The sequence below is a fragment of the Allobosea sp. NPDC055594 genome, from assembly GCF_053618995.1.
On the sequence record NZ_JBSHIO010000007.1, the window covers coordinates 247,176 to 273,730 of the forward strand.

A 26,555-nucleotide genomic window follows, 5' to 3' on the forward strand; every position below is an offset into this window, starting at 1 on the left:
GGCCGGGATGCTGTCGGGGGCCGCCTGCAGCCCGGTCCCGGATGGTGTCCTGTTCGCCCTTGGCGCCGTTCGGGTCAAGCGCCGCCGGACGCGTATCCGCGTTGCGCGGGGCGGGCCGTAGGAAAATCCGGGAGCCTGTGACAATGCTCGCCGAACGATCCATGGGAGCGTCGGCGGTGTCGGAGACGGAAATCGGCAGGCGGGACGTCGCGGCCGGGCGCGAGAAGAGCCAGCGCCTCGGTCTCGCCGGTTTCTGGCGCGAGCGGCTGGATCTCGCGCTGGTCGCGGTCGCGCTCTCGGGCCTAGCCATCGGTGGCGTTCTCTGGTGGCATGGCGCCGAGGCGGGCTGGGTCTGGACGCTCGCCACGCTCCCGGTTCTCGCCGCCCTGCTCGTGCAGATCGTCGGCTCGCTGCGCCGGGGCGATGTCGGGCTCGACATCGTCGCCGCCCTGTCGATGAGCGCCGCATTGCTCTTCGGCGAGCCGCTCGCCGGCAATGTCGTCGCGCTGATGTATGCCGGCGGGCAATTGCTCGAAGCCTATGCGCAAGGGCGGGCGCGGCGGGAGATGTCGGCGCTGCTCGGCCGCGTCGCCTTCACCGCGATGCGCTATCGCGATGGCGGGCTGGAGGAGGTGGCAACCGCCGAGCTGCGCCAGGGCGATCGCCTGCTGATCCGCACTGGCGACGTGCTGCCGGTCGACGGGCATGTCGCCGCGGGCGCCGCAGTGCTCGACCTTTCGGCGCTTACCGGCGAATCGCTGCCGCAGACCCTCGAGCGCGGGATGGAGGCACTGAGCGGCGCGACTCTGGTCGGCGCGCCCTTCGACCTGATCGCCAGCCGGCCGGTGGCGGAAAGCACCTATGCCGGCATCGTCCGGCTGGTCGAGCAGGCGCAGGCGAGCAAGGCGCCGATGGCGCGCCTCGCCGATCGCTACGCCATCGGCTTCCTCGTACTGACGCTGGCCATCGCCGGCGCCGCCTGGCTCCTCAGCGGCGATCCGATCCGGGCCCTCGCGGTGCTGGTGGTGGCGACGCCTTGTCCGCTGATCCTCGCAGTGCCCGTCGCGATCATCTCCGGCATCTCGAAGAGCGCCCGCAAAGGCGCCCTGGTCAAGGATGGCGGCGTGCTGGAAGCGCTGGCCCGCATCCGGATTGCCGTGCTCGACAAGACCGGGACGGTGACGCAGGGCCGGCCGACGATCATCGGCATCCGCGCCGTCAACGGCTTCTCGCCGGACAAGGTGCTGGGGCTGGCGGCGAGCCTCGACCAGGCCTCGGCGCATGTCGTCGCGACCTCGCTGATCAAGGCGGCGAGCGAAGCCGGGCTGGCGCTGCTGCCGCCGACCGAGATCGCGGAGACGCCCGGCAAAGGGATCGAAGGCAAGGTCGGCGAGCGCCGCGTCGCGATCGGCGGCGGCGGCTATGTCGGGCGACGCAGCACGGGCGGCGATGCCGATGCGCTCGCCGCCGATGCGCCGCCGGGCACGCTGATGGTCGCGGTTGCGGCCGATGGCTTGCTGGCCGGCGTCATCCTGCTGCAGGACCAGCTGCGCGACGATGCGCGGGAGACGCTCGAAACCCTGCGCCGGGCCGGGGTGGAGCGGATCGTGCTCGCCTCCGGTGATGTCGGCGAGATCGCGCGCGCGGTCGGGGCCAGCCTCGGGGTCGACGCCGTGCTCGGCGATCTGACGCCCGAGGGCAAGGTCGCGGTCATCCGGGATGAAGAGCGGGCCGGGCCGGTGATGATGGTCGGCGACGGCGTCAACGACGCCCCGGCTCTGGCGGCAGCGAGCGTTGGCGTCGCCATGGGTGCGCGCGGCGCGGCGGCCTCCTCGGAGGCGGCGGGCGTCGTGCTGCTGGTCGATGCGCTGGAGCCGCTGGCGAAGGCGCTCGCCTCGGCCCGGCGGACACGGATGATCGCCCTGCAGAGCGTCTTCGTCGGGCTCGGGCTCTCCGTGCTCGGTATGCTGGTCGCGGCTTTCGGCTATCTGCCGCCGGTCCAGGGCGCGCTGTTCCAGGAGGCGATCGACATCGTCGTGATCCTCAACGCCCTGCGCGCGCTGCGCTAGAGACGGGCGGATGCGCTTCCGGACAGAAGGGCCAGTGCCTGCGGAGACAGCGGCGCCTCGAAGCGCCGCAGCACCTCGATCACGGCCCGCAGCATGTCGGGCCCGGCGAAGCTCACGGTGAAATCGCGCCAGCCCCGCTTCGGCACGAAGGTCAGCTTCCGACCGAGGCGGCGGTCGAGCGCGATCACGGCGAGCTCGTCATAGCGCAGGCGGTGCCAGCGCAGGACCCTGACGGTCACGCCCTCGGCGTCGAGGGTCAGGGCCGGAAACAGCGCATTATGGCTGAGGGCGAGCAGCGGCACCCCGCGCAGCCCGCTGAAGCTCGCCAGCGGCGTGAACTTCAGGGCCTCCATCTGCTCCCCGCCAGTCATCGGCCGGAGGCGCCTCAGGCCCTGATCGCGTCGAAACTCTCGGCGCTCGCGAGCTTCCAGGCCGAGGCATAGAACTCGCCGTCGACGCCCTTCTCGAGCAAGCAGCCCGGCTCGAGGAAGCGGTGGAGCTGCGAGAACAACTTGATCTCGGTCGTGCTGGTGCGCCGCACCAGATGATGCGGTCCCAGTTCCGAAGGGTGGCTGACGCCGGCGGCAGCGAGCATCTCGGCCAGCGCTTTCAGGGTGTTGCGGTGGAAGTTGTGCACGCGCTGGGCTTTGTCGGGCACGACGAGGGCGCGCTGGCGCAGCGCGTCCTGCGTCGCGACGCCGGTCGGGCAGCGATTGGTGTGGCAGCTCTGCGACTGGATGCAGCCGATGGCGAACATGAAGCCGCGCGCGGAATTGACCCAGTCGGCGCCGATGGCGAGGACGCTCGCCATATCGAAGGCGCTGACCACCTTGCCGCTGGCGCCGAGCCGGATGCGGCTGCGCAGATTGGTGCCGACCAGCGTGTTGTGGACGAAGAGCAGGCCCTCGCGCAGCGGCACGCCGAGATGATCGGTGAACTCGACGGGCGCTGCGCCGGTGCCGCCCTCGGCGCCGTCGACGACGATGAAATCGGGCAGGATGCCGGTGGCGAGCATCGCCTTGACGATGCCCATGAATTCCCAGGGATGGCCGAGGCAGAGCTTGAAGCCGACCGGCTTGCCGCCGGACAATTCGCGCAGCTTCGCGATGAACTGCATCATCTCGATCGGCGTCGAGAAGGCGCTGTGGCGCGCCGGCGAGACGCAGGTCACGCCCTCTGGAACGCCGCGGGTGAGAGCGATCTCGCGGCTGACCTTGTGAGCCGGCAGGATGCCGCCATGGCCGGGCTTGGCGCCCTGGCTGAGCTTGATCTCGACCATCTTGACCTGCGGATCGCGCGCCTGTGCGGCGAAGCGCTCGGGGTCGAAATGACCGTCCGCGGTGCGGCAGCCGAAATAGCCGCTGCCGAGCTCCCAGATCAGGTCGCCGCCATTCTCGCGGTGATAGGAGCTGATGCTGCCTTCGCCGGTGTCATGGGCGAAACCGCCGAGCTTGGCGCCGCGGTTCAGCGCCCGGATCGCATTGGCGCTGAGCGAGCCGAAGCTCATCGCCGAGATGTTTAGCACCGAGCCGGAATAGGGCTGGGTGCATTGCGGCCCGCCGATCTCGATGCGGAAGCCCGCGGGATCGCCGACTGCCGCCGGTCGCATCGAATGGCCGATGAACTCGTAACCACCGGCATAGACGTCGACCATGGTGCCGAAGGGGCGGTCGCCATCCTCGTTCTTGGCACGGGCATAGATCAGCGAGCGCTGGCTGCGCGAGAAGGGCAGCCGATCGTCGTCGCTTTCGAGCAGATATTGCCGGATCTCCGGGCGAATGCCTTCGACGAGATAGCGGATATGGCCGAGGATCGGATAATTGCGCAGCACCGCATGCTGCGTCTGCACGAGATCATAGAGGCCGATCAGCGCGAGGATGCCGGCAAGGAGGGCCAAGGGCCAGAGCCAGGACCAGAGCGGCAGCAGCAGGAGCGAGCCGAGCGCGACGGCGATGCAGCCCGCGAGGGCGGCGTAGCGATTGAACAGCGAAATAGGCAAGGCGGCCGGACCTCGTGAAGAATGCGTCCCCGTTGCAGGGCGCGGCCGAGCCTCGGACAAAAAGGCGGGCAGGACAATGCCCCAGCGCGCCACGCCAGTGTGGCGGTGATGTCGGCGCGGCCGCCTCAGGCCGGGTGGACCAGTCGAAAGCCCATATGGCTGGTGCTCGAATCCGGGGCCGAGCCGATGCGGGCGGCGATCCGGTAGCGATGGCAATAGGAGCGGTGACAGAGGAAGGAGCCTCCTTTCAGCACCTGCCGGCGCTCGCTTGCCGCCTCGCGGTTGAGCTGCTGGGCGGCCCGCTTCAGCGAGCGGACGCGGAAGGGCTCGGCACACCATTCCCAGACATTGCCGCACATATTGTAGAGCCCGTAGCCATTGGGCGTGAAGGAGCGGGCCGGGGCCGTGCCGCGATGTCCGTCGGCGCCGCTATCGGCCTGCGGAAAGCTGCCCTGCCAGATATTGCAGGGGAAGGGTCCCTGATCGCCGGGCTCATCGTCGCCCCAGGGATAGAGTGCACCCTGCAGGCCGCCGCGGGCGGCGTGTTCCCATTGCGCCTCGCTCGGCAGGCGTCCGCCCGCCCAGCCGGCGAAGGCCAGCGCGTCGCGATGCGAGACATGCACGACCGGATGGTCCATGCGCTGCTCGATCGTCGATCCCGGCCCCGCCGGTTGCCGCCAGGTCGCGCCGTCGACACGGCACCACCAGGGCGCGCCCTCCGGGCGCTGCAGATCGCCGGCAGGCCCGACGACATCGCGTTCGAAGACGAAGGACCAGCCATATCCCTCGGCCTCGCTGACATAGCCGGTCGCGGCGACGAAGGCGGCGAAGCGGGCATTGGTCACGGCCGCCTCGTCCATCCGGTAGGCCGGCAGCTCGGTGAAGCGCCGCGGTCCCTCGCCGTCGACGGAAAAAAGCGGCCGATCGGTGCCGATTTCGGCGCGCCCGGCCGGGATCGCCACCGTGACGGTCTCGTCGCGGCCCGCTCCGGAGGGCAGCGGCGCCATGCCGGCTGCTCTCGCGGCAGGCGGTCGTGCGCCCGAAAGGCCGCAGCAGCCCGGTTTGGGCTCGGTCGTCGTCAACGCTGATCTCCGTTGTCGGTCGATGGTCCCAGCTTCGGCAGCAACCCGCGTCGGCATCAGTCAAGGCCGGCGGCCGGAACCACGTAGCGCTCCGCCGGGCTCAGGGCAGCTTGTGGTTCTCGAAGAAGCCGTCGAGCGGGATCTGTGTCTCCTTCTCGAAATCGTCCATCGCCTCGAGGAGGCGCTGGCGATAGCTCAGCAGTGCGAGGAGAATCTGGGCGGCATCGCGCGACAGGCCGTAGCGCGACCAGCTCTCGGCCGTGCGCTGTTCGAGGCCGATGCGGGTGCCGAAGGCCTCGATGCTGTCGAAGCCGAGGCCGCGCACCACGTCGAGCAGCTCTTCCGCACTCATCCGCGGCTTGACCAGATGCGAATGCACCCGCTCGAGCACGAGGCGCACATCCGAGGGCCGGAATTGCAGCGAGTGGCGCGCGAGCTGCTGCAGATTGCCGCCTGGTCTCGACGCTCCCGTGCCGATCGTCCGGCGCGGTCCGCCGCCCTCGCGCCGCTCAGTCATGCTTCTGCCCCATGTTCGCCAACAGCGCGTCGGCCGCGCTTTCGTCGGTGATCAGGACGCGTGCCGCGCTGGCCCGCAGCGCTGCCCGGATGGCCGGGGCCTTGTTGGCGCCGCCGCCGGCGATCGCAACCAGTCCGATCCCGGTCAGATCGGACGGGCTTACCGCCATGATACGCCGGTTCACCGGGTGGTCCACCGGTCTGCCCTCGGCGTCGATGAAATGGCAGAGCAGGTCGCCGACCGCACCGGCGGCGCGCAGCGATTCGAGATCCGATTCCGGTACGAGCCCCTCGCGGAACAGCGTCGAATCCCGCCCGAGGCTGCCGATGCTGAGCAGGGCGACATCGGCGGCGCGGGCCCGGTCGCGCAAAGCGCGCAGGGTCGGCTCGCGCCAGAGCGCATCGCGAATCTCGGCGCTCGAGACGAAGACCGGTGCGGTCAGCTGGAAGCAGTCCGCACCGAACATGTCGGCGACGCGGCGCGCCACGGCGGAGGGGTTGATGCTGCGTGAATGGGTCAGCCCCCCCAGCAGCGAGACCACCGACATCGCCTCGATCTGGCGCGGCTGCATGCCGCGCAGCGCCTGGTGCAGGGTTTCGCCCCAACCGACGGCGAGTGACATGCTGTCCTTCAGCATGTCCGACAGCCAGAGCCCGGCGGCATAGCCGACCAGGGCGGGGACGTTGGCGGCATCGCGGGCCGCAGGCACGACGATCGCCTCGTCCAGGCCGAAAACCGTGACCAGGCCGCGCTCCAATGCGGCCTGCCTGGCCGAGCGCGCATCGATGCGGATGCGGACGATGCCTTCATTGCGTGCCGCCGCGAGGATGCGAACGACCTTGACTCGGCTCAGCCCGAGCGCTTCGGCGATCTGCTCCTGGGTCAGGCCCTCGACATAATAGAGCCAGGCCGCGCGAACCTTGGCGTCCGCGACCAGCTCCGCTGTCGCCCGGGCTTCCTCTTCCAGCGCCATGAAGTTCCCGTCGTTTCCTCGTCGTCGCGCCGCACCATCGCTTCCCGGCGGCGGTTCGGCAATCCCGGCGCGATGCTGATCGCTTGACAGTGCCAGCGCAATGACCTTTTGTCTGGTTGAATGAACATATGTTCCAAGAGCCCATCCTTCCCGGGAGGAGATGAACGGACGATGGCGGCAGCATTTTCGCCTCCGATGGGCGCGTCGCCGACGGCCGGGCTGACCTTGGCCGAGGCGCTTGAGCAGCGCGAGAGGACCGGCAGGCCGGTCCGCGTCGGGCTGATCGGCGCCGGCCAGATGGGCACTGATATCGTCGTGCAGATCGCGCAGATGCCCGGCATCGCGATCGCCGCGGTCGCCGACATCGCGCCGGAGCGCGTGGTGCAGGCGGCGGCGCTCGCCGGCTCGGCCGCCGAGATCGTCTCCGACGCAGCCGGGATCGAAACCGCCCAGCGCAAGGGCCGCATCGCCGCGACGACCTCGCTCGACCTCGTCTGCAATTCTCCGGTCGTCGATGTGATCATCGACGCGACTGGCAATCCCGAGGCCGGCTCGCGCGTCGCGCTCGCCGCAATCGCGGCGCGCAAGCACATCGTGATGATGAATGTCGAAGCCGACATCACCATCGGCTCCTATCTCGCCGCCGAGGCAGCGAAGGCCGGGGTGGTCTACACGCTCGGTGCTGGCGACGAGCCTGCGGCGGCGATGGAGCTGATCAATTTCGTCCGCGCCATGGGCTATCCGGTCGTCGCCGCCGGCAAGGGCAAGAACAACCCGTTCCGGATCGACGCCGTCCCGGCCGATTATGTCGAGGAAGCGACCCGGCGGAACATGAATCCGCGCATGCTGGTCGAGTTCGTCGACGGCTCGAAGACCATGGTCGAGATGGTCGCGATAGCCAATGCCTGCGGCTTCGTGCCCGACATCCCAGGCATGCACGGCCCGGAAGCGCCGCGCGCCGAGCTGCAGAACTATTTCTGTCCGAAGGAGGAGGGCGGCCTGCTCTCGCGCAAGGGCGTGGTCGACTTCACCGTCGCCAAGGGCGTCGCGCCCGGCGTGTTCTGCGTTGCCGAGATGCGTCATCCGCGCGTCCGCGAGCGGATGAGCGACCTGCATCTCGGGCCGGGCCCGTACTACTCCTTCTTCCGGCCCTATCACCTGACCAGCCTGGAGGTACCGCTCTCGGCGGCGGCTGCCGCGCTGTTCGGGCTGTCCCATATGCGTCCGCTGCCGGTGCCGAGCGCCGAGGTCGGCTGCGTCGCCAAGCGCGACCTTGCGGTCGGCGAGACGCTCGATGCGATCGGCGAATATGCCTATCGCGGCTTTGCCCTGTCGCGGGCCGATGCGCAGGCGCGCAATGCGCTGCCGATCGGGCTCGCCCAGGGCGCGGCGGTGACGCGGGCGGTGCGCAAGGGCGAGCTGATCACGCTGGCCGATGCCACGCCCGATCAACGCCTGAAGATCGTCGAGGTGCGACGGGCGCAGGACGCGATGGTCGCCGCGCTCGGCGGGGGAATGCAGGCATGAACGACATGAAGACAGGTTCTGCGCAGACGGCGCGGCCGAATCAGCGGCCGGAGCTCGCGGCGCTCGACGATGCGACCTTGCGCACCGCGCTGACCAAGATGCATCTGATCCGCAAATTCGAGGAGGCGGCCGAGGCGAGCTATATGCGCGGGCTGATCCACGGCACGATGCATCTCTCGATCGGCCAGGAGGCGAGCGCGGTCGGCACGACCCTGCCGCTGCAGGCGCAGGACTACATCCTCTCGACCCATCGCGGCCATGGCCACTGCATTGCGCGCGGCGCCGAGCCGAAGCTGATGTTCGCCGAATTCTTCGGCAAGGAGACCGGCTACTGCAAGGGTCGCGGCGGCTCGATGCACATCGCCGATGTCGAGGGCGGCAATCTCGGCGCCAACGGCATCGTCGGCGGCGGCCTGCCGATCGCGGTCGGCGTCGGCATGAGCATCAAGGCGCAGAAGAACGGCCGGGTCTGCATGGTCTTCTTCGGCGACGGCGCCTCGAACGAAGGCGCCTTCCACGAGGCGCTCAACATGGCCTCGATCTGGAAGCTGCCGGTCGTCTTCGTCTGCGAGAACAACAAATACGGGATGTCGATGGACATCGCCCGCGCAATGGCGGTGGCCAATGTCGCCGACCGCGCCAGCGCCTATGCGATGCCGGGCCATTGCCTCGACGGCAACGACCTCGCCGGCGTCGCCGCGGTGGCGCGCGAGGCGGTCGAGCGGGCGCGCCAGGGCGGCGGCCCCTCGCTGATCGAGTGCAAGACCTATCGCTGGCGCGGCCATTCCAAGAGCGACCGCAATCTCTACCGCAGCAAGGAAGAGATCGAGGAATGGCGGGCGCAGGATCCGATCCGGCGGCTCGAGGACGAACTCAAGGCGCATGACCGGTTCGACGCTGCCGCGCTGATGAAGCTCGAAGAGGACGCCCAGCGCGAGATCGATGCCGCCGTCGAGTTCGCACGCACCTGCCCGGACCCCGATCCGAAAGACCTGACCCGTGACGTCTATGCCATCTGAGCTGCGCGAGCTTTCCTATGCCGAGGCCGTGCGTGAGGCGCTGGCCCAGGCGATGGAGGCCGACAGCCGAGTCTTCCTGTTCGGCGAGGATGTCGGCGTCTATGGCGGCGCCTTCGGCGTCTCCGGCGATCTCGTCCACCGCTTCGGCGCCGAGCGCGTCATCGACACGCCGATCAGCGAGCTCGGCATCGCCGGGGCGGCGGTCGGCGCCGCGATCACCGGCATGCGGCCGGTGGTCGAGATCCAGTTCTCGGATTTCGTCACGCTCGCCATGGAGCAGCTGGTCAACCAAGCGGCGAAGATCCGCTTCATGTTCGGCGGCAAGGCGAGCGTGCCGATGGTGGTGCGCCTGCCCGGCGGCTCGGGCACCGGCGCCGCAGCCCAGCACAGCCAGAGCCTGGAGGCCTGGTTCGCCCATGTGCCGGGGCTGAAGGTGCTGCAGCCGAGCACGCCGCACGATGCCAAGGGCATGCTGCTGGCGGCGATCGACGATCCCAACCCGGTGATGATCTTCGAGCACAAGCTGCTCTACAAGACCAAGGGCCATGTCCCGGCCGAGCCCTATCGCGTGCCGATCGGTCAGGCGGCGATCCGCCGCGAAGGCACCGACATCACCATCGTCGGCTCCTCGATCATGGCGCTGAAGGCGCAGGCGGCGGCGGCCCGGCTGGCGGACGAAGGCATCTCGGCCGAGGTGATCGATTTGCGCTCGATCCGCCCGATCGACTTCACCACCATCGCCGAGAGCGTGCGCAAGACCCACCGGCTGATGGTGGTCTATGAGGGCGTCAAGACCATGGGCATCGGCGCGGAGATTTCCGCCATGATCGCCGAGAGCGAGGTCTTCGACTTCCTCGATGCGCCGATCGTCCGCCTCGGCGGAGTCGATGCGCCGATCCCCTATAATCCGGTGCTGGAGAAGGCGGCGGTGCCGCAGGAGGACGACATCTTCACCGCCGCGCTCAACCTCCTGCGCCGCGGAGAGGCCTGATGCCGGTCGAGGTCATCCTCCCCAAGGTCGACATGGACATGGAGACCGGCACGATCGAGGCCTGGCACGTCAAGGAGGGCGACCAGGTCCGCCAGGGCGAGACGATCTTTGAGATCGGCACCAACAAGGCGGTGATGGAAGTCGAGGCGCCGGCGAGCGGCGCCATCCGCCGCATCCGGGCCGAGACCGGCATTGCCATCGCGGTCGGCACACCGGTCGCCTGGATCTATCTCGACGGCGAGGCGGAGGATACGGCACCGGCGGCCAAGCCTGCCGCAGCGCTCCCTCAGCAGGCCGCCGCGCCGGTTGCGGTGGTTGCGAACCACGCCAGCAATGGCGCCGCTGCCGGCGCGGTTCCGGCGGGCTTGCGCGCCACGCCTCTCGCGCGCCGCCTCGCGCGTCAGAACGGCATCGACCTCAAGACCATCGTCGGCACCGGGCCGCGCGGGCGGATCGGCGAGGCCGATGTCCGCAGCCATATTGCTGCAGCGGCAGTTCCCGCACCGATCGCGGTCGACAGCGCCGCCGCGACCTGCCGCAGCGCCGAAGTCCCGGCCGACACGCTGAAGCCCTTTTCCGCCATTCGCCGCATCGTCGCGACGCGGCTCTCGGAGAGCATGCGCACTGCGCCGCATTTCTATCTCACCAGCGAGATCGAGATGAGTGCCGCGCAGGCGCTGCTGCGCCGGCTCGCCGCCCGGCATGAGCGGATCGGTGCGCCGAAGCCGAGCCTGACCGTGCTGATCGCCCGGATCGCCGCCGGCGTGCTCGGCCATCACCCGCTGCTCAACGCCTCGGCGGAGGGCGAGGCGACGCGTTTTCACGAGCGCATCGACATCGGCATCGCCATGGAGCGCGAGGGCGATCTCGTCGTGCCGGTGCTGCGCGATGCCGGTAGGATGGACATGCCGGCCATGGCGCGGGAGTTCGCGCGGCTGCGCGAGGGCGTCGCCAAGCGCAGCCTGACGCCGGCCGAGCTCGGCGGCGGAACCTTCACCATTTCCAATCTCGGCATGTACGGCGTCGACAGCTTCACGGCGATCATCAACCCGCCGCAGGGCGCGATCCTGGCGGTTGGCCGCACGGTCGAGAAGCCGGTCGGCCGCGACGGGCAGATCGTGCTGCGGCCGATGGCGAACTTCACCCTGTCATCGGATCATCGCATCATCGACGGGGTCACGGCGGCGCGCTTCATGGCCGATCTGCGCGAGGCGCTGGAAAACCCGGAAGTTCTCTTGTGAGGGATGCAGGCCACCATGCCGGCGATGCGGCATGGTGGCGGGAAAGACGAACTGATAGCCAGCAGTGACGAAGATCGTCCGGCGCCCTAAGGCGGTAAGGACGACTGACACAACGGAGGAGACAAAAACCATGACCCAGACCAGACGCAGCCTCGTCATCGCCGCGCTCGGCGGCCTGCTCGCCGCGAGCCCGGCCTTCGCCCAGGAGCCGGCCGGCAAGCTCGTGCTCTACACCTCGCAGCCGGAGAAGGATGCGGCGCAGACCACGGCCGCCTTCAAGAAGGCCTATCCCAAGGTCGAGGTCGAGATCTTCCGCTCCGGCACCACCGAGGTCATGGGCAAGCTCGCAGCCGAAATCTCGGCCGGCCAGCCGCGCGCCGACGTGCTGCTGATCGCCGATGCGGCGAGCATGGAGATCCTGAAGAAGGATGGCCGTCTGCTCGCCTATGCCGGGGCCAAGGTCGACGGGCTGCAGCCCGGCTCCTTCGACGCCGACAAGACCTATTTCGGCTCGAAGCTGATCACCACCGGCATCGCCGTCAACACCGGTGCCAAGACCCGCCCGACCTCGTGGAACGATCTCGGCAATCCCGAGCTGAAGGGCCAGATCTCGATGCCGAGCCCGCTCTATTCGGGCGCCGCGGCGATCATGCTCTCGACCATGACGGCCAGGCCCGATCTCGGCTGGAAGCTGTTTGAGCAGCTCAAGGCCAACGAGGCCGTCGCGGTGCGCGGCAATGGCGCCGTGCTGCGCGCCGTCGCGAGCGGCGAAAAGACCTATGGCGTGCTGGTCGACTTCATGGCCTTCAACGCCAAGGCCCAGGGCTCGCCGGTCGAGTTCATCTTCCCGAAGGAAGGCGCCCCGGCGGTCACGGAGCCGGTCGCGATCCTGAAGACGACTAAGAACGAGGCGGCTTCGAAGGCCTTCGTCGATTTCATCCTCTCGGATGAGGGCCAGAAGCTCGCGCTCACCATGGGCTATATCCCGGCCAAGCCGAGCGTCGGCTCGCCGTCCTGGCTGCCGGCCGGCACCAAGATCAACGTCATGGCCTCGGATATCGCGGCCGTGGTCAAGGCGACCGAGGCCGACAAGGCCCGCTTCGCCACCATGTTCGGCAACTGAGACCGGCCCCATGTCCCTAGTGGATGCTGCCACGACGCGTACGCGCGTCGTGGAGACCGGTCTCCTCTGGGGACTCGTCCTGCTCGTCGCGGCGCTGTCGCTGCTGCCGATCGGCCGGCTGGTCTTCGAGGGGCTGGCGCCGGGCGGCGCGCTCTCGACCTCCTCGCTCGGCAAGGTCCTCGCCAGCCAGACCACCTGGACGGCGACGGTAAACAGCCTGGTCACCGCCATCGCCGGCACCGTGCTCGCGGTTCTGCTCGGCGGCACGGTGGCGCTGCTGACGACGCTGACCGATATCCGCGCCCGCAACGCCTTCACCTTCTGCTTCGTGCTGCCGCTGATGATCGCGCCGCAGGTCACGGCGCTGGCCTGGTTGCAGCTCTTCGGCCCGTCGAGCACGCTGCTCAAGCTGATCGGCATGGCGCCGCCGCTCGGCAGCAGGAACCCGCTCTATTCGCGCGAGGGCATCATCCTGCTGCTCGGGCTGCAATACGCGCCGCTGGTCTTCCTGACCTTGCGCGCCGGCCTGCGCGCCTTGCCGAAGGAGCTGATCGAGGCCGGCCTCGCCGCCGGGGCGAGCCCGCTCACCGTGCTGCGCACCGTCGTACTGCCCCTGATGACGCCGCCGCTGATCGCCGGCATCGCGCTCTGCTTCGTCTCGAGCCTCGGGAATTTCGGCATTCCGGCCTTTCTCGGCATTCCCGGCAATTTCCTGGTGCTGCCGACGCTGATCTACCAGCGCCTCGCCGGGCTCGGCCCGGGCGTGCTCTCGGAGGTCGCGATCCTCTCGCTGCTGATCGGCCTCATCGCCATGGTCGGCATCCTGCTGCAGGATTTCATGCTGCGCCGGCGCGATTTCCGGATCACCACCACGTCGAGCGCGGCGCGGCCCTTCGAGCTCGGGCGCTGGCGCACCCCGGTCGAGATCCTGCTCTGGACCGTCGCGATCCTGATCCTGGCGCTGCCCTTTCTCGGCCTGATCACGACCTCGCTGATCCCGGCCTTCGGCGTGCCGCTCAATGCGAAAACCGCGACGCTCGCCAACTATGCCTATGTGCTGCTTGAGCATGCCGCCTCGAAGCGCGCCTTCGTCAACAGCTTCCTGATGTCGGGCGCCGCCGCGATCCTGATCGTGGTGATCTGCGTGCCGCTCGCCTATTTCATCGTCTGGAAGAAGTCGCGGCTCTTACGCCTGCTCAACGTCGCTGCCGAGCTGCCCTATGCGATGCCGGGCGTGGTGCTCGCCATCGCCGCGATCCTGCTCTTCCTGAAGCCGCTGCCGCTGCTCGGCTTCTCGCTCTACAACACGATCTGGATCATCGTCTTCGCCTATCTCGCGCGCTTCCTGGTGCTCGGTCTGCGCCCGATCATCAGCGGCTATCTGCAGCTCGACCGGACGCTGGAGGAAGCCGCCCAGATCGCCGGTGCCGGGCTCGTGCGCCGGCTCGTCACCATCATCTTCCCACTGGTCGCGCCGGCGGCGGTGGCGGGCGCGCTGCTGATCTTCCTGACCGCCTTCAACGAGCTCACCGTCTCGGCCCTGCTCTGGTCGTCCGGTACGGAGACGCTCGGCGTGGTGGTGTTCTCCTTCGAGCAGGGCGGCGACTCGACCTATGCCTCGGCACTGGCGGCGGTGACGGTCCTCGTCACCATCGGGCTGATGCTCTCGACCCTGCTCTTCGCCAAGAAACTGCCACAGGGAGTGCTGCCGTGGCGCGACTGAAGATCGACCGGGCCCGTAAGTATTTCGGGTCCTACACCGCGCTCGACGACGTCTCCATCGATGTCGAGGATGGCGAGTTCATCGCCGTGCTCGGCCCGTCCGGCTGCGGCAAGACCACGCTGCTGCGCCAGATCGCCGGCTTCGACAAGCTCGATGGCGGCGAGATCACCATTGGCGACCGGCTGCTCTCCTCGCCCGAGCGGCATGTGCCGCCGGAGCATCGCAAGCTCGGCATCGTCTTCCAGTCCTATGCGCTCTGGCCGCATATGAGCGTCGCCGAGAATGTCGCCTATGGGTTGACGGTCGCCGGGGTGCGCGACCCCGAGCGCGCAAGGCGCGTCGCCGCGGCGCTCGATCTCGTCGGCCTCACCGGCTTTGCCGAACGGCGCCCGGGCCTGCTTTCGGGGGGGCAGCGCCAGCGCGTCGCCCTGGCGCGCTGCCTCGTCACCGAGCCCTCGCTGGTGCTACTCGACGAGCCGCTCGCCAATCTCGACGTGCATCTGCGCGCCTCGATGGAGGAGGAGTTCTCGCGCTTCCATGAGCGCACCGGCACGACCATGGTCTACATCACCCATGACCAGGCCGAGGCGATGGCGCTGGCCGACAGGATCGCGGTGATGGACCGCGGCCGGCTGCTTCAGCTCGCCAGCCCCTCGCTGCTCTATCGCGAGCCGGCGAACACCACGGTGGCAGGCTTCATCGGCGAGGGCATGGTGCTGCCGGCGCGCCTGCTTTCGAAGCCCGAGGCCGGGCATTGCAAGGTCGATGTGCTCGGCGTCGAAGCGGTGATGCGCTGCCGGTCCGACCAGCCGGCGATCGCGCAGGCCAATATCTGCCTGCGGGCCCGCGACTTCTCGATCGCTCCGGGTGCGGGCGGCCTCGCCGCGCGCGTCGAGCGCCTGTCCTATCAGGGTGGCTATTTCCGCATGGAGGTGCGCCCGCTGGCGAGCGAGGAGACCGTGCTGCATCTCGACGCGCCCGAGCCGGCGCCGGCCGCCCCCGGCGAGACGATCCGCCTCGATATCAGGGATGGCTGGGTCATTCCGGAGACGGAACTCGCGGCATGAAGCTCAGAATTCACGGCGGTGTCGGCGAGAAGGGCCGCACCTGCATCGGCGTCGCGCATGGCACGATGCGGCTTCTGCTCGATGTCGGCGTCGACACCAGCGCGCCGCGCGGGCCGGGCTACTATCCGGCGATCTCGCCGGAGGAGCTGGCCGCCACCGAGGCGATCATCGTCACCCATGCGCATGAGGACCATATCGGGGCGCTCGGCTGGTGTCTGGCCAACGGGTTTTCCGGCCGGATCCTGATGACGGCCGAGGCGGCCGCCGAAACTGATGCGACACTGCAGGCCTATGCCACGGCCGAGGAACGAGCGCTCGCCCAGGCGGTGAGGTTCGAGATTATCGAGGCGGGCAAGCCCTTCCGGCTCGGGTCTATCGCGATCGAGACCGGGCGCAGCGGCCATGTCGTCGGCGGGGTCTGGTGCCATCTGAGCGCCGATGGCCGCCGGCTCGGCTATTGCGGCGATGTGGTGCCGGCGAGCCCGGTCTTCGCGATGGACGCGATGCCGCCTTGCGACCTTCTCCTGCTCGACGCCTCCTATGGCGAGGACCGGGTGCCGGCCTGGGAACGCGGCCTCGCCGTGACGCGCTGGCTAGAGGCGCAACCGGGCGGCGCCGTGCTGCCGACGCCTTTGTCCGGGCGCTCCGTCGAGCTGATCGCGCTGATCGACACGCCGATCGCGATCCATCCTTCGATGCAGGCGCCACTGGCGCAGCAGATCGCCGCGACGCAATGGCTGGTTCCGGGCATTGCCGACGAATTATCGCGCAAGCTCGCAGGTGCGCTGCTCTGGCGCGAAGGCGACAAGCTGCCGAAGGCGGCGCTGCTCTGCCATGACGGAATGGGGCTGGCCGGCCCCTCGGCGGCCGCCCTCGCGCAGGCCCGGACGGAGGGCCACCCGGTCCTGCTCACCGGGCATGTGCCGAAAGGCAGCCCTGGCGACGCTCTGCTGGCGGCGGGCAAGGCGCAATGGCTGCGCTTCCCGACCCATCCGACCCTGCCCGAGAATGCCGCGCTCGTCACAGCCAATGGCGCGCCTGTGGTGCTGGCCCATTCCTGCGACGCTGCCACGGCACGTGCACTGGCGCGCAGCATTCCCGGCCTGAACCCGGCGCCCAAGCCGGGCGACATCATCGAGATCTGAGGCTGAACCATGCGTATCCTGATCGCCAATGACGACGGTATCGACGCGCCGGGCATCGCCCTGCTGCGCCGCGCCGCCGCGCGCCTCTGGTCCGATGTCTGGGTCGTGGCGCCGGAGCGCAAATGGACGGCGGCGAGCCACCATCTCTCTTTCGACCGCGACCTCGTGCTGACGCGGCGCGAGAACCAGGTCTACGCGCTCTCGGGCACGCCGGCCGATTGCGTCGTCGGCGCCATGACCGTGCTGTTCCGCGATGGCGGCCGGCCGGATCTCCTGCTCTCGGGCGTCAATCATGGCCGCAATACCGGTGAGGACGCGGCCTATTCCGGCACGCTCTCGATCGCGCGCGAGGCCTGTTTCTGGGGCGTCCCGGCGATCGGCCTGTCGCGGGTCAAGGAGGGCGGCTATGGCGAGGAGGATGTCGCGGCGCTTGCAGCCCTGCTCGCCAGCCTCTGGGCGCGGCGTGGGCAATGGGCGCGCGAGGGCGCCTGGCTCAGCGTCAACCTCCCCAAGACCTTGCCGGCCGAGATCGGGCTGGCCCGGATCGGCCGCGACAAGATCGCCGGCGCTGCCGACATCGTCGATGACGATCCCGAGCGCACGGTCTGGCGGATCAGGCGCGGCCGGCCGCAGAGCAGCCAGCCCGGCGACGAGAATTCACTGATCGACGCCGGCAAGATCGCGATCGTCCGGCATTGCTGGACGGACGGCGCGCCGCTCGACGAGAGCCTGGCGCAGGAGCTCAACGCGGAGCTCGGGCAGGGCTAGCCTTTAGCGCATTTGCAGGAATCCAGAACGTCATCCCGGGCTTTGCCCGGGATGACGAAGCTATTGCTGGGCAGATCAGCCGGTTCGAACACGCGTTCGGACCCGCTGGTCGCCGGCCTTCCTTCAGCCATGGCCGTAATCGTCTGCCGCGGCCGCCGTCTCGTCGCCATCGCCGGTCTCGCGTTCGAGCAGGGCGGCCCAGCTTGCCGCCGGTGCATGTCCGCTCTGGAGCATCTGGCGCAGCAGCACCCTCGCGACGTGCCGGGCGAAACGGTCAGCCGGGATCGCGGCGGCATCGGCGGAGGCGCCCGACGCCATGGCCGCGGCGAGCCGTGACTTCAGGGCGAGCAGGCGGACGTCGCCGTATTCGCCGAGCATGGCCTGGAAGGCGTTATGGGCCTGTTGGTCCCAGGGGCGGCGATGGCCGAGGCCGTCCTTGAGCGGATGGGCCGGCACGAGATGGGCGCAAGGCACGAAGCCGTCTGGCACCGGCTCGGTCGCGGCATGGGTGCGCCCTGAGCGCAGCAGCTTCGGCAGGACATGGGTGTGCGGGCCTTCCGGGCTCTTGCCGTCGGCCGGCGGGATCGGCTGGTAGACCTCGCAGCGGCCGAAGCGCGCCATGAAGACGCGATGCGGCCCGGCGGCGACGATCGCGGCCATGGCCGGATTGCCGGACTCGAACAGCGAGCGCCCGGCCACTGAGCGCAGTACGCCAACCAGGCCGGGATCGGCGGTGCGGATGCAGATATCGGCCTGCAAAGTGCCGAGCCCCATGTCGAACAGGATGCCGTTCCGGTCCTGCGGCCGGAGCGCCTCGCCATCGAGGCCGAGCTCGGTCAGGACCGTACGGCGGTTCATGGCGCAGGCATCGGCCGGCAGGCAGAGCGAGATGCGGTGGCTCCAGCTCTGGCCGATCGCGGTCTCCGAGGCGAAGAGCCGGACGGCAGAGAGATCGCCGAAGCCGACGCCGCCACGTGCGGTCGTCGCGGCGAGGCGGCCGGGCTCGTCGGTCAGGACGAAAGCTTCGCCGGGATCGCGCTGGAACTCGGCGATGGCGCCGAAGGTGCCGAGATTCCATTGCGAACTCTGCGTCCGCAACTGCTCGCGGATGAAGCCGGTGATGTCGCGCTTGGTCATGAGGCAGTCTCGTCTTTGCGGGGGATCGGTCGCCAGGGCAGGGCATAGGGCTGGCCGTCATGTGCGCCGCGCGCGACCTCGATGCCGAAGGCCCGGGCGAGATTGGCGTCGTCGAGAACGGAATCGGGGGCGCCGTCGGCCAAGACGCGGCCCTGGTCGAGCAGGACGAGGCGGTCGCAGAAGCGGCCGGCGAGGCTGAGATCATGCAGGACGACGACCACGCCGGCGCCGGCATGTGCGGTGCGCCGCAGCAGCGCCATCGCCTCGAGCTGATGGAGCGGGTCGAGCCCGGCGAGCGGCTCGTCCGCCAGCAGCATCTTGGCTTCGACCGCCAGCGCCCGCGCCAGCAGGACGCGCATGCGCTCTCCGCCGGAGAGGCTGTCGAGCGTGCGCTCGGTGAAGCCAGTGACATCGGCGGCCGCCATGGCGCGCGCGATCGCGGCGTGATCGGCTGCGTTCTGATCGGCGAAGGGGCGGCGATGCGGCAGCCGGCCGAGCGCAACGACGGCGCGGGCCCGCATCTGCCAGTGCACCGTGCCCCCCTGCGCCAGGAAGGCGATGCGCCGGGCCAGCGTCTTGCGCCCCAGCGCCCTCGCGGTGAGGCCGTCATAGCGCAAGCTTCCGGCGTCGGCCGATAGCAGGTCGGCGAGCACGCGCAGCAAGGTCGTCTTGCCGGCGCCGTTCGGGCCGATCAGGCCGACCATCTCGCCGGCCCGCAAAGAAAGGTCGATGCCGCGCAGCACCGGTTTGCCGCCGAGGCTGACCGCGATGTCCCTGGCTTCGATCTGCATCACGCCGCCCTCCGCATCCGCTGGATCAGGCTGAACAGGAAGGGTGCGCCGATCAGGGCGGTGACCACGCCGAGCTTGAGCTCGGGCCGGATCGGCATCAGCCGCAGGGCAATGTCGGCGGCGAGCGTCAGGATAGCGCCGCCGAGCCCGGAGACCAGCAGCAGCCGGCCGGGGCGATGCCCGACCAGCGGGCGCAGCAGATGCGGCACGACGAGCCCGACGAAGCCGATCGCGCCGGTGACGGCGACCGAGGCGCCGACCGCCAGCGCGGCACCGCCGATCAGCCGGGCGCGCAGCCAGCCGAGATCGAAGCCGAGGCTGCGGGCGGTGTCCTCGCCGAGGGTGAGCCCGTCGAGGGCGGTGGCGCTGGAGAGCAGCAGTGCCCAGCCGAGCAGCATCAGGGGCAGCACCAGCCAGATATGGGCCATGCTGCGGTCGGCGAGCGAGCCCATCAGCCAGAAGACGATCTCGAGCGCCGCATAGGGATTCGGCGCGAGATTGAGCGCGAGCGAGGTCATAGCGCCGGCGAAGCTGTTGATCGCGACGCCGGCGAGGATCAGCGCCATGGTGCCGGCGCCGCGCCCGTTCAGGGCGTAGAGCAGGAGCGTCGCCAGCATCGCGCCGACGATGCCGCCGAGCGGCAAGGCGAGCAGGAAGGCGCCGGCAAAGCCGGAATAGAACACCACCACCGCGCCGAAGGCGGCGGCGCTGGAAATGCCGAGCAGGCCGGGTTCGGCGAGCGGGTTGCGGAGCAGTCCCTGCATCGCGGCGCCGGCGAGGCCGAGGCTGAAGCCGACGAGCGCACCGAGCAAGGCGCGTGGCAGGCGCAACTCGACGAGAACCAGCGCCGGCAAGCTGGCGCGGCCGGCCAGCCAGTCGCTGAAAGCTGTGTCGAGATCGAGATCCGCGTAGCCGACAGCGACCGAGAGCGCCGTCATGGCTAGGAGCAGGGCGGTCAGCAGCGCGACCAGAAAGCGATAGCGGCTGCGACTTTCCGTGGCGATGGCGGTGGCGGCGGGGTTCACGGGCCGCTCCTGGGCTTGCGCGGCGCGGCGGCCGCATCGATCAGCATTTCGATGGCGTCGATCACCGCCGGTCCGGCACAGGTCCAGAGTCTGGAGGGCAGGGCGACGAGCCTCAGCCGGTCGCCGAGCCGGCCGATCAGCGGGTGGTTCAGGATCTCATGGGCGAGCGAGGGCGGGCCGCCCTCGCTGGTGTTGAGGATCAGGATGTCGGCCTCGCCGAGCGCCACGGTCTCCAGGGCGATCTGGCCGTAATTGTCGATGCCGAGCTCGGCGGCGAGGTTGACGAAGCCGGCTCTGGTCAGGATCTCGTCGACGAGCGAGCCGCGCCCGACGGTGAAGCCGTTCGGCCGCAGGACCAGCGCCTTCGGCCGCTCCTTGCCGATACGCTGCGCCAGGAGCGCGAGGCGGGCGTCGATCTCGCCGATCAGGGCTTCGCCGCGGGCCGGCTCTCCGAGCAGCGCCGCCATCTCGGCGATCTGGGCCTTGACCCCGGCGAGGTCGCGCGGCACGCCGAATTCCCTGACCGGTGCGCCGACGCGCTTCAGCAGCGCGACGGTATTGCGGGTGGTGAAGCTCCCGGCGATGACGAGATCGGGCCGGAAGGCCAGCAATTCCTCGACGAGGCCGTGATTGGCCGGGTACCGGCGGGCCGCCTCTGCCATATTGGCGTTGCGCGGGTCCTGCGAGAGCCAGGTCACCGAGGCGATCGCCGCGGGATCGGCGAGGCGCAGCACGAGCTCGTCCGTGCACATGTTGAGCGAGACGATGCGCTCCGGCCTCGCGCCCGCTGCCGGCGTAGCCGCGAGCGCGAGGCTCGCGACCACGAGCGCTGCGCCGAGGGCGCATTTTGAGCGGCGCTCCGCCATCATCCGCCGAACGCGACCTTGACGCCACCGAAGGCGCCGAAGCCGGGCACGAGGAAGCCGACGGGATTCTCCCAGCGTTTGTCGAACAGGTTGTCGACGCGCCCGAAGACCGTGACCTTGTCGGTGGCCTTGTACTCGGCGGCGAGGTTGACCAGCGTCGCGCCCTTGGCCTTCAGGCGAGGCACCGAAAAGTCCCGGTTCCCGTCGACCCAGGGACCGACATAGATCAGCGTCGCCGAGAGGCTGAGCTTATCCATCGGGGTCCAGGTGACTGTGCCGCTTGCCTTGTGACGCGGCCGGCGCAGCAGTTCCTGTCGCGCGACCTCATCCTTGGCGAGCGTGAAGGTGTAGTCGGCCCTGACACGCAACTGCTCGGAGATCTGCAGCGCGGCGAAGGACTCGACACCCTTCGTCTCGGCCTTTCCGATATTGGCGTAGGAGTTGCGCGCCGCGTTGGTCGCGATCAGGTTCTGAATGTCGTTCTGGAACCAGGTCGCACCGAACTGAACGCGCCGGTCCAGAAGCGGCTGCTCGAATCCGACGTCCCAGCCCCGGCTCTCCTCCGGCTTGAGATTCGGGTTGCCGAAGAAGTTGAAGCCCGGCCGGTAGTCGATGAAGAGTTCGGCGAGCGTCGGCGCCTTGAAACCGGTGCCATAGCTCGCCTTCAGCTTGGTCTCGGTCCCTGGAACGATGTAGGCCGGCGCGATCCGGTAGGTGGTGTGGCCACCATAGCTGTCATCGTGGTCGTGACGGATGTTGGCGGCCAGGAAGAAGCGGTCGGCGACATTGCCCTGATATTCGAGATAGGCCGCCTTGTTGCCGTTCGAGGCCGTGAGGCTGGGGGTGTCCAGCCGCTCGCGCTCATAGGAGAGGCCGCCGATCAGCATGTGCCCCTTGGCGAGTTCGAGATCGCCCCGCCAATCGAGCTTGGTCCGCTCACCCAGGTTCTCCGTCGGCAGGCCGAGGGCCCCGAATGCGTCGGGGGAGCGGTAGGAGCGATCCTGGTTCGAGTATGACACGCCGAAACGGTTCACAAAGCGACCTCCCAGCGGATCCCAGACCACCTCGCCGCGGGTGAAGGCCTGGGCGTAGTTCGAAAGCGATCGGTAGGATGTCGGCCGACTGGGGAAGCCGCTGTCATAGGTCGAGCGAAACTGCCCGTCGGTATAGCGGCCGACCCAGTTGACGCTGAGCGTGTCGGTCAAGGCGAAGCCGAGGCGGCTGGAGTAGCTATAGGCGTCATAGGCATTGGGCTTCACGCGCACGCCCGGCGGGATCAGGTTCGGCGGCACGGAATCGGTCGAGTCCGAGCGCATATGGGAGACGTTGAAGGCGTAGTTGAAACGGTCGTCGCCGCCGCTGAAGCCTGCGGCCTGGTTGAAGGTGCCGTGCGAGCCGGCCTCGACGCGCGCGGTCGCCTTTGGCGGTCCTTCGCCGCGCCTGGTGACGATCGAGATCACGCCGCCGATCGCGTTGGCGCCGTAGAGGCCGCTCTGCGGGCCGCGCAGTACCTCGATGCGCTCGACGTCGTCGGTCAGCATCGAGCCGAAATCGAAGGACCGGTTCGGCGTCGACGGGTCGTTGGCCTCGATGCCGTCGATCAGCACCTTGACGTGGTTCGAATTGGTGCCGCGCATGAACACCGAGGTCTGACCGCCAGGGCCGCCGATCTGGACGATGTTGAGGCCCGGCACGGCAGCGAGCGCCTGCGGTAGCGTCCGGCGCTGCTCGCGCTGGATCTGGTCGGCGGTGATGACGGTGACGGAGCTCGCGACCTCGCGTGCCGGGGTCGGCGTGCCGGTGGCGCTGACCACGACCTCGTCGAGCCGGATCGTTTCAGGTCCCGACTGGGCCCCGGCGGCAAGGGGGTTCAGCGAGGTGCCGGCGAGCAGCAGGAAGGCGAACGGCAAGGGGCCGCGCAGGGCGGTCTGGGGGAAGGGGAGCACGGAAGAAACCTCGGGCGGTCAACGTTGTGGCACGTCACCGCGAACGCGATCTCCCGCCCGCACCCGAAAAGGGCAGCGCGCAAGTGAACCAGCGATCGAAACACCCCGTCCGAACGTGTTCGCGTGTGACCACGACTGACGGCAGGTCTCCTGGCTCGCGGGTCAGCGCCTTCTCACCGCCTTCCCAGGGCCGAGGCCCCAGTGGCGTATGGCGAAAGGCTCGCCGCTTACAGTTGCGGGGGCAGCCGCAGCATGGGGTGGCGAGCCACCTGCACTGCGTTCCCTTTTGATCCCGTGAGGGAACCGTCGTGTTTACGAGTAGGGCGGGAATGAGGCGGCGTCAACGCGCGATGGGAGCGGGAGGTGTCCCGTGGCGCGACGAAGGAGGTTGCAAACTATCATTATATATTATATGAAAATGTATATTGAATTTCGAGCCACAGGAGCCGCCATGAAAATCGTCGAGATCTCCGAGAGGCTTGCGGTCGCTGGGCAGCCCTCCCTCGTCGACTTCAAGTCCCTCGCCGCGCGGGGGGTCAAGGCCATCGTCAACGACCGCCCCGATGGCGAGGAACCGGGCCAGCCAGATTCGGCCGCCGAAAGGCAGGCGGCGACCGAGGCGGGCCTGGCCTACAGCTTCGTACCGGTGACCGGGACGACCATCACCCGGGCCGATGTCGAGGCCTTCCAGGCGGCGCTCGCCGCGGCGCCGGGGCCGGTGCTGGCGCATTGCAAGGGGGGTACGCGCTCCTTGACCCTGCATGTGCTGGGCGAGGTCCTGGGCGGACGGATCAGGGCCGAGGAGGTGCAGGGTTTCGGCGCGCGCTTCGGCTTCGATCTTGCCGGCGCAAAAGCTTGGCTCGACCGCGAGAGCGCCCGCAGTCCGCAGGTCAAGGGCTTTTACGAGCCGCGCAGCGGCAGCGTGCAATATGTCGTCGCAGACCCGGCGACGGCGCGCTGTGCGATCATCGATCCCGTGCTCGATTTCGACGAGAAATCGGGCGCGACCGCGACCGTTAGTGCCGATGCCATCCTCGCCTATGTCGCGCAGCAGGGCCTCACCGTCGAGTGGATTCTCGACACCCATCCGCATGCCGATCATTTCTCGGCGGCCGCCTATCTCAAGGCGAAGACGGGCGCGCCGACGGCGATCGGCGCCGAGGTCGTCGCGGTTCAGCGTCTGTGGAAGGATTTCTACAACTGGCCGGATTTTCCGGCCGACGCCTCGCAATGGGACAAGGTCTTCGCGGCGGGCGAACGCTTCAGGCTCGGATCGCTCGAGGCGTCAGTGCTGTTCTCGCCGGGCCATACCCTAGCCTCGGTGAGCTATCTGATCGGTGATGCGGCCTTCGTCCACGACACGCTGTTCATGCCGGATTCCGGCACGGCGCGGGCGGATTTTCCCGGTGGCAGCGCCAAGGCGCTATGGGCTTCGATCGAGGCCATTCTCGCCTTGCCCGACGAGACGCGGCTGTTCACCGGCCACGACTACCGCCCGGGGGGCCGGGCGGCGCGCTGGGAAAGCACGGTTGGTGAGCAGAAGCGGGCCAACCCGCATATCGCCGGCCAGGACGAAGCCTCCTTCGTGGCGCTGCGCCAGGCCCGGGACAAGACGCTGCCGATGCCGAAGCTGATCCTCCATGCCCTGCAGGTGAACATCAGGGGTGGCCGGCTGCCGGAGCCGGAAGGCAATGGCCGGCGTTATCTGAAGATCCCGCTCGACGCATTGCCGGGCGCGGTCTGGGGCTGAGATGCGATGACGATGCAAGCCGAACAGGTGAACACGAGGGCAGAGCTCGCCGCCAGGGCAGAGGAGGTGGCGGAACTGCTGCGCACCCTCGCCAACCGCAACCGGCTGATGCTGGTCTGCACCCTGGTCGAGGGCGAATATTCGGTCGGCCAGCTCGAGGAGATGCTCGGCATCCACCAGCCGACCCTGTCGCAGCAGCTCACCGTGCTGCGCGAGGCCGGGCTGGTCGAGACGCGCCGCGACGCCAAGCAGATCTTCTACCGGCTGACGGCGGCGAAGGCCGCGCGGCTGGTCGAGGCGCTGCACCAGATCTTCTGCAATGAGGAGGTGCCGGAATGACGGCCTATCTGCCATCGCTCGCAGGAGGCATGCTGATCGGCCTGTCGGCCGTCATGCTGCTGCTCCTGAACGGTCGTGTCGCCGGGATCAGCGGCATTCTCGGACGGCTCGCGCTCGGGACGCAGGCCGCGACCAATGCGGCCTTCGTCATCGGGCTCCTCGTCGGGCCGCCGCTCTACCGGCTCGCCACCGGGCAATGGCCAGCGGTGACGATCACGGCCTCGCTGCCGGTGATCGCGCTCGCCGGGCTCCTGGTCGGGTTCGGCACGCGGATGGGCTCGGGCTGCACCAGCGGTCACGGTATCGTCGGCCTCGCCCGGTTCTCGCCGCGCTCGGCGGTCGCGGTCGCGACCTTCCTGCTCGCCGGCATCGTCACCGTTACCCTGATGAGGCTCGCTGCGGCATGAACCGATTCGCACAAGTGATCACCGCCCTGGCGGCGGGCACCGTCTTCGGCCTCGGCCTCGCCATGTCGGGCATGCTCGACCCTGCCCGGGTGCGTGGCTTCCTCGATCTCTTCGGGGCCTGGGATCCGAGCCTCGCCTTCGTGCTCGGCGGCGCGGTCACGGTCGCGCTCGCGGGCATGGCCGTGCTGAAGCGCCTGCGGCGCCCCGCCTTCGACGAGCAGTTCCATCTGCCGGCGACGTCACCGGTGGACCGGCGGCTGGTGCTGGGCTCGGCGATCTTCGGGGTAGGCTGGGGCATGGCCGGCTTCTGTCCGGGCCCGGCGCTGGCCTCGCTCTCGCTGGGGCTGGCCCCGGTCGCGCTTTTCGTGGTCGCCATGCTGGCCGGGATGACGCTACATGACCGCGTCTGGTCGCGCAGGATGGGCTGACGGTCAGTATGCTGGAGGCGGTGCCGGAAGCCGGCTCCGGCGGCAGCCCGGCGAGGTCTCGCACCATGGCGTCGGCCTCCCGGGCGGGTCGGCGGGAAAGGCCCGGCCGCGACCTTTAAAAAAATCTGCGAAGAAAGTCGCGAGAACGGGGTTGCCAAGCGCGGCCCGACTCGCTAATTCGACATCCGTCAGCCGAACGCGGCTCCCGCCGTTCCGTTCCGTTGCCACGCGCCCGTAGCTCAGCTGGATAGAGCATCAGACTACGAATCTGAGGGTCAGAGGTTCGAATCCTTTCGGGCGCGCCATTACTGTTTGACTGGGTTTTTCGGCTCGGTAGCGGACATTAAGCCATATTTTCAGGTTCATCAGCTAAGACGCAGCCCGCCTCTTCAGGCGGGCTTTTTGTTTCCCGTGTTCCCGAACGCTTCTGGGCTTTCCGGCTGTCACATCTCCAAACGGGGCGCAGGGGTGGCTGACGAAGGCGATGTAGGCGAGGCCTGGCCGGGCGAGAATATGGGCGAAGTCCTGGAGCCAAAGCGTTCGGTGCTGGCGGACGGAAAATCCGGCTCGCCTGATCAAGCGGGCACGGTGCGGCCCCTTCGGCCTCTGCGGCATGCAGGGA

Annotated in this window: 24 protein-coding genes, 1 tRNA gene and 1 riboswitch; of the genes, 15 read left to right on the forward strand and 10 right to left on the reverse strand. The window is 68.9% G+C overall.

What is annotated here, in order from left to right:
- Positions 1-161: 161 nt before the first annotated feature.
- Complete coding sequence (locus ACWGRX_RS16440) at positions 162-2,069, forward strand: heavy metal translocating P-type ATPase (protein ID WP_452118476.1); 1,908 nt, start codon at positions 162-164, stop codon at positions 2,067-2,069.
- Here ACWGRX_RS16440 and ACWGRX_RS16445 read toward each other — a convergent pair.
- The 5 genes from ACWGRX_RS16445 to ACWGRX_RS16465 all read right to left on the reverse strand — a co-directional run bounded on the left by ACWGRX_RS16445 (position 2,066) and on the right by ACWGRX_RS16465 (position 6,640).
- The gene (locus ACWGRX_RS16445; RefSeq protein ID WP_291633858.1) at positions 2,066-2,440 is read right to left on the reverse strand and encodes a hypothetical protein; all 375 of its coding nucleotides are present in this window, start codon (positions 2,438-2,440) and stop codon (positions 2,066-2,068) included. The genes ACWGRX_RS16440 and ACWGRX_RS16445 overlap by 4 nt on opposite strands.
- Positions 2,441-2,454: 14 nt before the next feature.
- On the reverse strand, positions 2,455-4,068 hold the full coding sequence (locus tag ACWGRX_RS16450; protein ID WP_452118404.1) for an FMN-binding glutamate synthase family protein: 1,614 nt from the start codon (positions 4,066-4,068) through the stop codon (positions 2,455-2,457).
- A gap of 125 nt (positions 4,069-4,193) precedes the next feature.
- Positions 4,194-5,075 (reverse strand): formylglycine-generating enzyme family protein, encoded by an 882-nt coding sequence (locus ACWGRX_RS16455; RefSeq protein WP_452118405.1) that lies wholly within the window; start codon positions 5,073-5,075, stop codon positions 4,194-4,196.
- 175 nt (positions 5,076-5,250) lie between these two features.
- On the reverse strand, positions 5,251-5,667 hold the full coding sequence (locus tag ACWGRX_RS16460; RefSeq protein WP_291633862.1) for a hypothetical protein: 417 nt from the start codon (positions 5,665-5,667) through the stop codon (positions 5,251-5,253).
- The gene (locus ACWGRX_RS16465) at positions 5,660-6,640 is read right to left on the reverse strand and encodes a sugar-binding transcriptional regulator (protein WP_452118406.1); all 981 of its coding nucleotides are present in this window, start codon (positions 6,638-6,640) and stop codon (positions 5,660-5,662) included. Before ACWGRX_RS16465 ends, ACWGRX_RS16460 begins: the two co-directional genes overlap by 8 nt.
- 171 nt (positions 6,641-6,811) lie before the next feature.
- Between ACWGRX_RS16465 and ACWGRX_RS16470 the strand changes: the two genes are divergently transcribed.
- The 9 genes from ACWGRX_RS16470 (at position 6,812) to ACWGRX_RS16510 (ending at position 17,244) form a co-directional block, all read left to right on the forward strand.
- Entirely contained in the window at positions 6,812-8,167 is a 1,356-nt protein-coding gene (locus ACWGRX_RS16470; RefSeq protein ID WP_452118407.1) for an NAD(P)H-dependent oxidoreductase, read from the forward strand.
- Complete coding sequence (locus ACWGRX_RS16475; protein WP_452118408.1) at positions 8,164-9,186, forward strand: thiamine pyrophosphate-dependent dehydrogenase E1 component subunit alpha; 1,023 nt, start codon at positions 8,164-8,166, stop codon at positions 9,184-9,186. Before ACWGRX_RS16470 ends, ACWGRX_RS16475 begins: the two co-directional genes overlap by 4 nt.
- The gene (locus ACWGRX_RS16480) at positions 9,176-10,177 is read left to right on the forward strand and encodes an alpha-ketoacid dehydrogenase subunit beta (RefSeq protein WP_452118477.1); all 1,002 of its coding nucleotides are present in this window, start codon (positions 9,176-9,178) and stop codon (positions 10,175-10,177) included. Before ACWGRX_RS16475 ends, ACWGRX_RS16480 begins: the two co-directional genes overlap by 11 nt.
- The gene (locus ACWGRX_RS16485) at positions 10,177-11,418 is read left to right on the forward strand and encodes a dihydrolipoamide acetyltransferase family protein (protein ID WP_452118409.1); all 1,242 of its coding nucleotides are present in this window, start codon (positions 10,177-10,179) and stop codon (positions 11,416-11,418) included. The genes ACWGRX_RS16480 and ACWGRX_RS16485 overlap by 1 nt, the downstream gene beginning before the upstream one ends.
- 130 nt (positions 11,419-11,548) lie before the next feature.
- Positions 11,549-12,541 carry an ABC transporter substrate-binding protein gene (locus tag ACWGRX_RS16490; RefSeq protein WP_452118410.1) on the forward strand — a complete coding sequence of 331 codons (993 nt, stop codon included), beginning with the start codon at positions 11,549-11,551 and terminating at the stop codon, positions 12,539-12,541.
- Between the two features lie 10 nt (positions 12,542-12,551).
- On the forward strand, positions 12,552-14,264 hold the full coding sequence (locus ACWGRX_RS16495; protein ID WP_452118411.1) for an ABC transporter permease: 1,713 nt from the start codon (positions 12,552-12,554) through the stop codon (positions 14,262-14,264).
- Positions 14,252-15,331, forward strand: a complete 1,080-nt coding sequence (locus ACWGRX_RS16500) for an ABC transporter ATP-binding protein (protein WP_452118412.1) — start codon at positions 14,252-14,254, stop codon at positions 15,329-15,331. Before ACWGRX_RS16495 ends, ACWGRX_RS16500 begins: the two co-directional genes overlap by 13 nt.
- Positions 15,328-16,476, forward strand: a complete 1,149-nt coding sequence (locus ACWGRX_RS16505; RefSeq protein WP_452118413.1) for an MBL fold metallo-hydrolase — start codon at positions 15,328-15,330, stop codon at positions 16,474-16,476. Before ACWGRX_RS16500 ends, ACWGRX_RS16505 begins: the two co-directional genes overlap by 4 nt.
- A 9-nt stretch (positions 16,477-16,485) precedes the next feature.
- Positions 16,486-17,244, forward strand: coding sequence for a 5'/3'-nucleotidase SurE (locus ACWGRX_RS16510; protein ID WP_452118414.1), 759 nt, complete (start codon positions 16,486-16,488; stop codon positions 17,242-17,244).
- Between the two features lie 123 nt (positions 17,245-17,367).
- Here ACWGRX_RS16510 and ACWGRX_RS16515 read toward each other — a convergent pair whose 3' ends face one another.
- The 5 genes from ACWGRX_RS16515 to ACWGRX_RS16535 form a co-directional block, all read right to left on the reverse strand.
- The gene (locus tag ACWGRX_RS16515) at positions 17,368-18,381 is read right to left on the reverse strand and encodes a DUF6925 family protein (protein ID WP_452118415.1); all 1,014 of its coding nucleotides are present in this window, start codon (positions 18,379-18,381) and stop codon (positions 17,368-17,370) included.
- Positions 18,378-19,172 carry an ABC transporter ATP-binding protein gene (locus tag ACWGRX_RS16520; protein ID WP_452118478.1) on the reverse strand — a complete coding sequence of 265 codons (795 nt, stop codon included), beginning with the start codon at positions 19,170-19,172 and terminating at the stop codon, positions 18,378-18,380. The genes ACWGRX_RS16515 and ACWGRX_RS16520 overlap by 4 nt, the downstream gene beginning before the upstream one ends.
- Positions 19,172-20,110: a FecCD family ABC transporter permease gene (locus ACWGRX_RS16525; protein ID WP_452118479.1), complete on the reverse strand. Its 939-nt coding sequence runs from the start codon at positions 20,108-20,110 to the stop codon at positions 19,172-19,174. The genes ACWGRX_RS16520 and ACWGRX_RS16525 overlap by 1 nt, the downstream gene beginning before the upstream one ends.
- 83 nt (positions 20,111-20,193) lie before the next feature.
- Complete coding sequence (locus tag ACWGRX_RS16530) at positions 20,194-21,021, reverse strand: ABC transporter substrate-binding protein (RefSeq protein WP_452118416.1); 828 nt, start codon at positions 21,019-21,021, stop codon at positions 20,194-20,196.
- A gap of 41 nt (positions 21,022-21,062) precedes the next feature.
- The gene (locus tag ACWGRX_RS16535) at positions 21,063-23,009 is read right to left on the reverse strand and encodes a TonB-dependent receptor plug domain-containing protein (protein ID WP_452118417.1); all 1,947 of its coding nucleotides are present in this window, start codon (positions 23,007-23,009) and stop codon (positions 21,063-21,065) included.
- 123 nt (positions 23,010-23,132) lie between these two features.
- Positions 23,133-23,332, reverse strand: a riboswitch (cobalamin riboswitch).
- 128 nt (positions 23,333-23,460) lie between these two features.
- Here ACWGRX_RS16535 and blh point away from each other — a divergent pair.
- The 5 genes from blh (at position 23,461) to ACWGRX_RS16560 (ending at position 26,238) form a co-directional block, all read left to right on the forward strand.
- Positions 23,461-24,759, forward strand: a complete 1,299-nt coding sequence (gene blh / locus ACWGRX_RS16540; RefSeq protein ID WP_452118418.1) for a bifunctional sulfur transferase/dioxygenase Blh — start codon at positions 23,461-23,463, stop codon at positions 24,757-24,759.
- A 6-nt stretch (positions 24,760-24,765) separates the two neighbouring features.
- A complete protein-coding gene (gene bigR / locus ACWGRX_RS16545) occupies positions 24,766-25,098 on the forward strand; it encodes a sulfite-sensing transcriptional repressor BigR (RefSeq protein ID WP_452118419.1) in 333 nt (110 codons plus the stop codon).
- Entirely contained in the window at positions 25,095-25,505 is a 411-nt protein-coding gene (locus tag ACWGRX_RS16550) for a YeeE/YedE family protein (protein ID WP_452118420.1), read from the forward strand. The genes bigR and ACWGRX_RS16550 overlap by 4 nt, the downstream gene beginning before the upstream one ends.
- Positions 25,502-25,933, forward strand: a complete 432-nt coding sequence (locus ACWGRX_RS16555) for a DUF6691 family protein (protein ID WP_452118421.1) — start codon at positions 25,502-25,504, stop codon at positions 25,931-25,933. Before ACWGRX_RS16550 ends, ACWGRX_RS16555 begins: the two co-directional genes overlap by 4 nt.
- Positions 25,934-26,161: 228 nt before the next feature.
- Positions 26,162-26,238: transfer RNA gene (locus ACWGRX_RS16560), tRNA-Arg, on the forward strand.
- Positions 26,239-26,555: the final 317 nt, after the last annotated feature.

Coding starts and splice junctions, on each gene's coding strand:
- bigR (WP_452118419.1), top strand. CDS start 24,766: ATGACGATGCAAGCCGAACAGGTGAACACGAGGGCAGAGCTCGCCGCC.
- ACWGRX_RS16505 (WP_452118413.1), top strand. CDS start 15,328: ATGAAGCTCAGAATTCACGGCGGTGTCGGCGAGAAGGGCCGCACCTGC.
- ACWGRX_RS16445 (WP_291633858.1), bottom strand. CDS start 2,440: ATGACTGGCGGGGAGCAGATGGAGGCCCTGAAGTTCACGCCGCTGGCG.
- ACWGRX_RS16555 (WP_452118421.1), top strand. CDS start 25,502: ATGAACCGATTCGCACAAGTGATCACCGCCCTGGCGGCGGGCACCGTC.
- ACWGRX_RS16440 (WP_452118476.1), top strand. CDS start 162: ATGGGAGCGTCGGCGGTGTCGGAGACGGAAATCGGCAGGCGGGACGTC.
- ACWGRX_RS16465 (WP_452118406.1), bottom strand. CDS start 6,640: ATGGCGCTGGAAGAGGAAGCCCGGGCGACAGCGGAGCTGGTCGCGGAC.
- ACWGRX_RS16495 (WP_452118411.1), top strand. CDS start 12,552: ATGTCCCTAGTGGATGCTGCCACGACGCGTACGCGCGTCGTGGAGACC.
- ACWGRX_RS16550 (WP_452118420.1), top strand. CDS start 25,095: ATGACGGCCTATCTGCCATCGCTCGCAGGAGGCATGCTGATCGGCCTG.
- ACWGRX_RS16470 (WP_452118407.1), top strand. CDS start 6,812: ATGGCGGCAGCATTTTCGCCTCCGATGGGCGCGTCGCCGACGGCCGGG.
- ACWGRX_RS16525 (WP_452118479.1), bottom strand. CDS start 20,110: ATGACGGCGCTCTCGGTCGCTGTCGGCTACGCGGATCTCGATCTCGAC.
- ACWGRX_RS16490 (WP_452118410.1), top strand. CDS start 11,549: ATGACCCAGACCAGACGCAGCCTCGTCATCGCCGCGCTCGGCGGCCTG.
- ACWGRX_RS16480 (WP_452118477.1), top strand. CDS start 9,176: ATGCCATCTGAGCTGCGCGAGCTTTCCTATGCCGAGGCCGTGCGTGAG.
- ACWGRX_RS16485 (WP_452118409.1), top strand. CDS start 10,177: ATGCCGGTCGAGGTCATCCTCCCCAAGGTCGACATGGACATGGAGACC.
- ACWGRX_RS16460 (WP_291633862.1), bottom strand. CDS start 5,667: ATGACTGAGCGGCGCGAGGGCGGCGGACCGCGCCGGACGATCGGCACG.
- ACWGRX_RS16510 (WP_452118414.1), top strand. CDS start 16,486: ATGCGTATCCTGATCGCCAATGACGACGGTATCGACGCGCCGGGCATC.
- ACWGRX_RS16475 (WP_452118408.1), top strand. CDS start 8,164: ATGAACGACATGAAGACAGGTTCTGCGCAGACGGCGCGGCCGAATCAG.
- blh (WP_452118418.1), top strand. CDS start 23,461: ATGAAAATCGTCGAGATCTCCGAGAGGCTTGCGGTCGCTGGGCAGCCC.
- ACWGRX_RS16515 (WP_452118415.1), bottom strand. CDS start 18,381: ATGACCAAGCGCGACATCACCGGCTTCATCCGCGAGCAGTTGCGGACG.
- ACWGRX_RS16455 (WP_452118405.1), bottom strand. CDS start 5,075: ATGGCGCCGCTGCCCTCCGGAGCGGGCCGCGACGAGACCGTCACGGTG.
- ACWGRX_RS16520 (WP_452118478.1), bottom strand. CDS start 19,172: ATGCAGATCGAAGCCAGGGACATCGCGGTCAGCCTCGGCGGCAAACCG.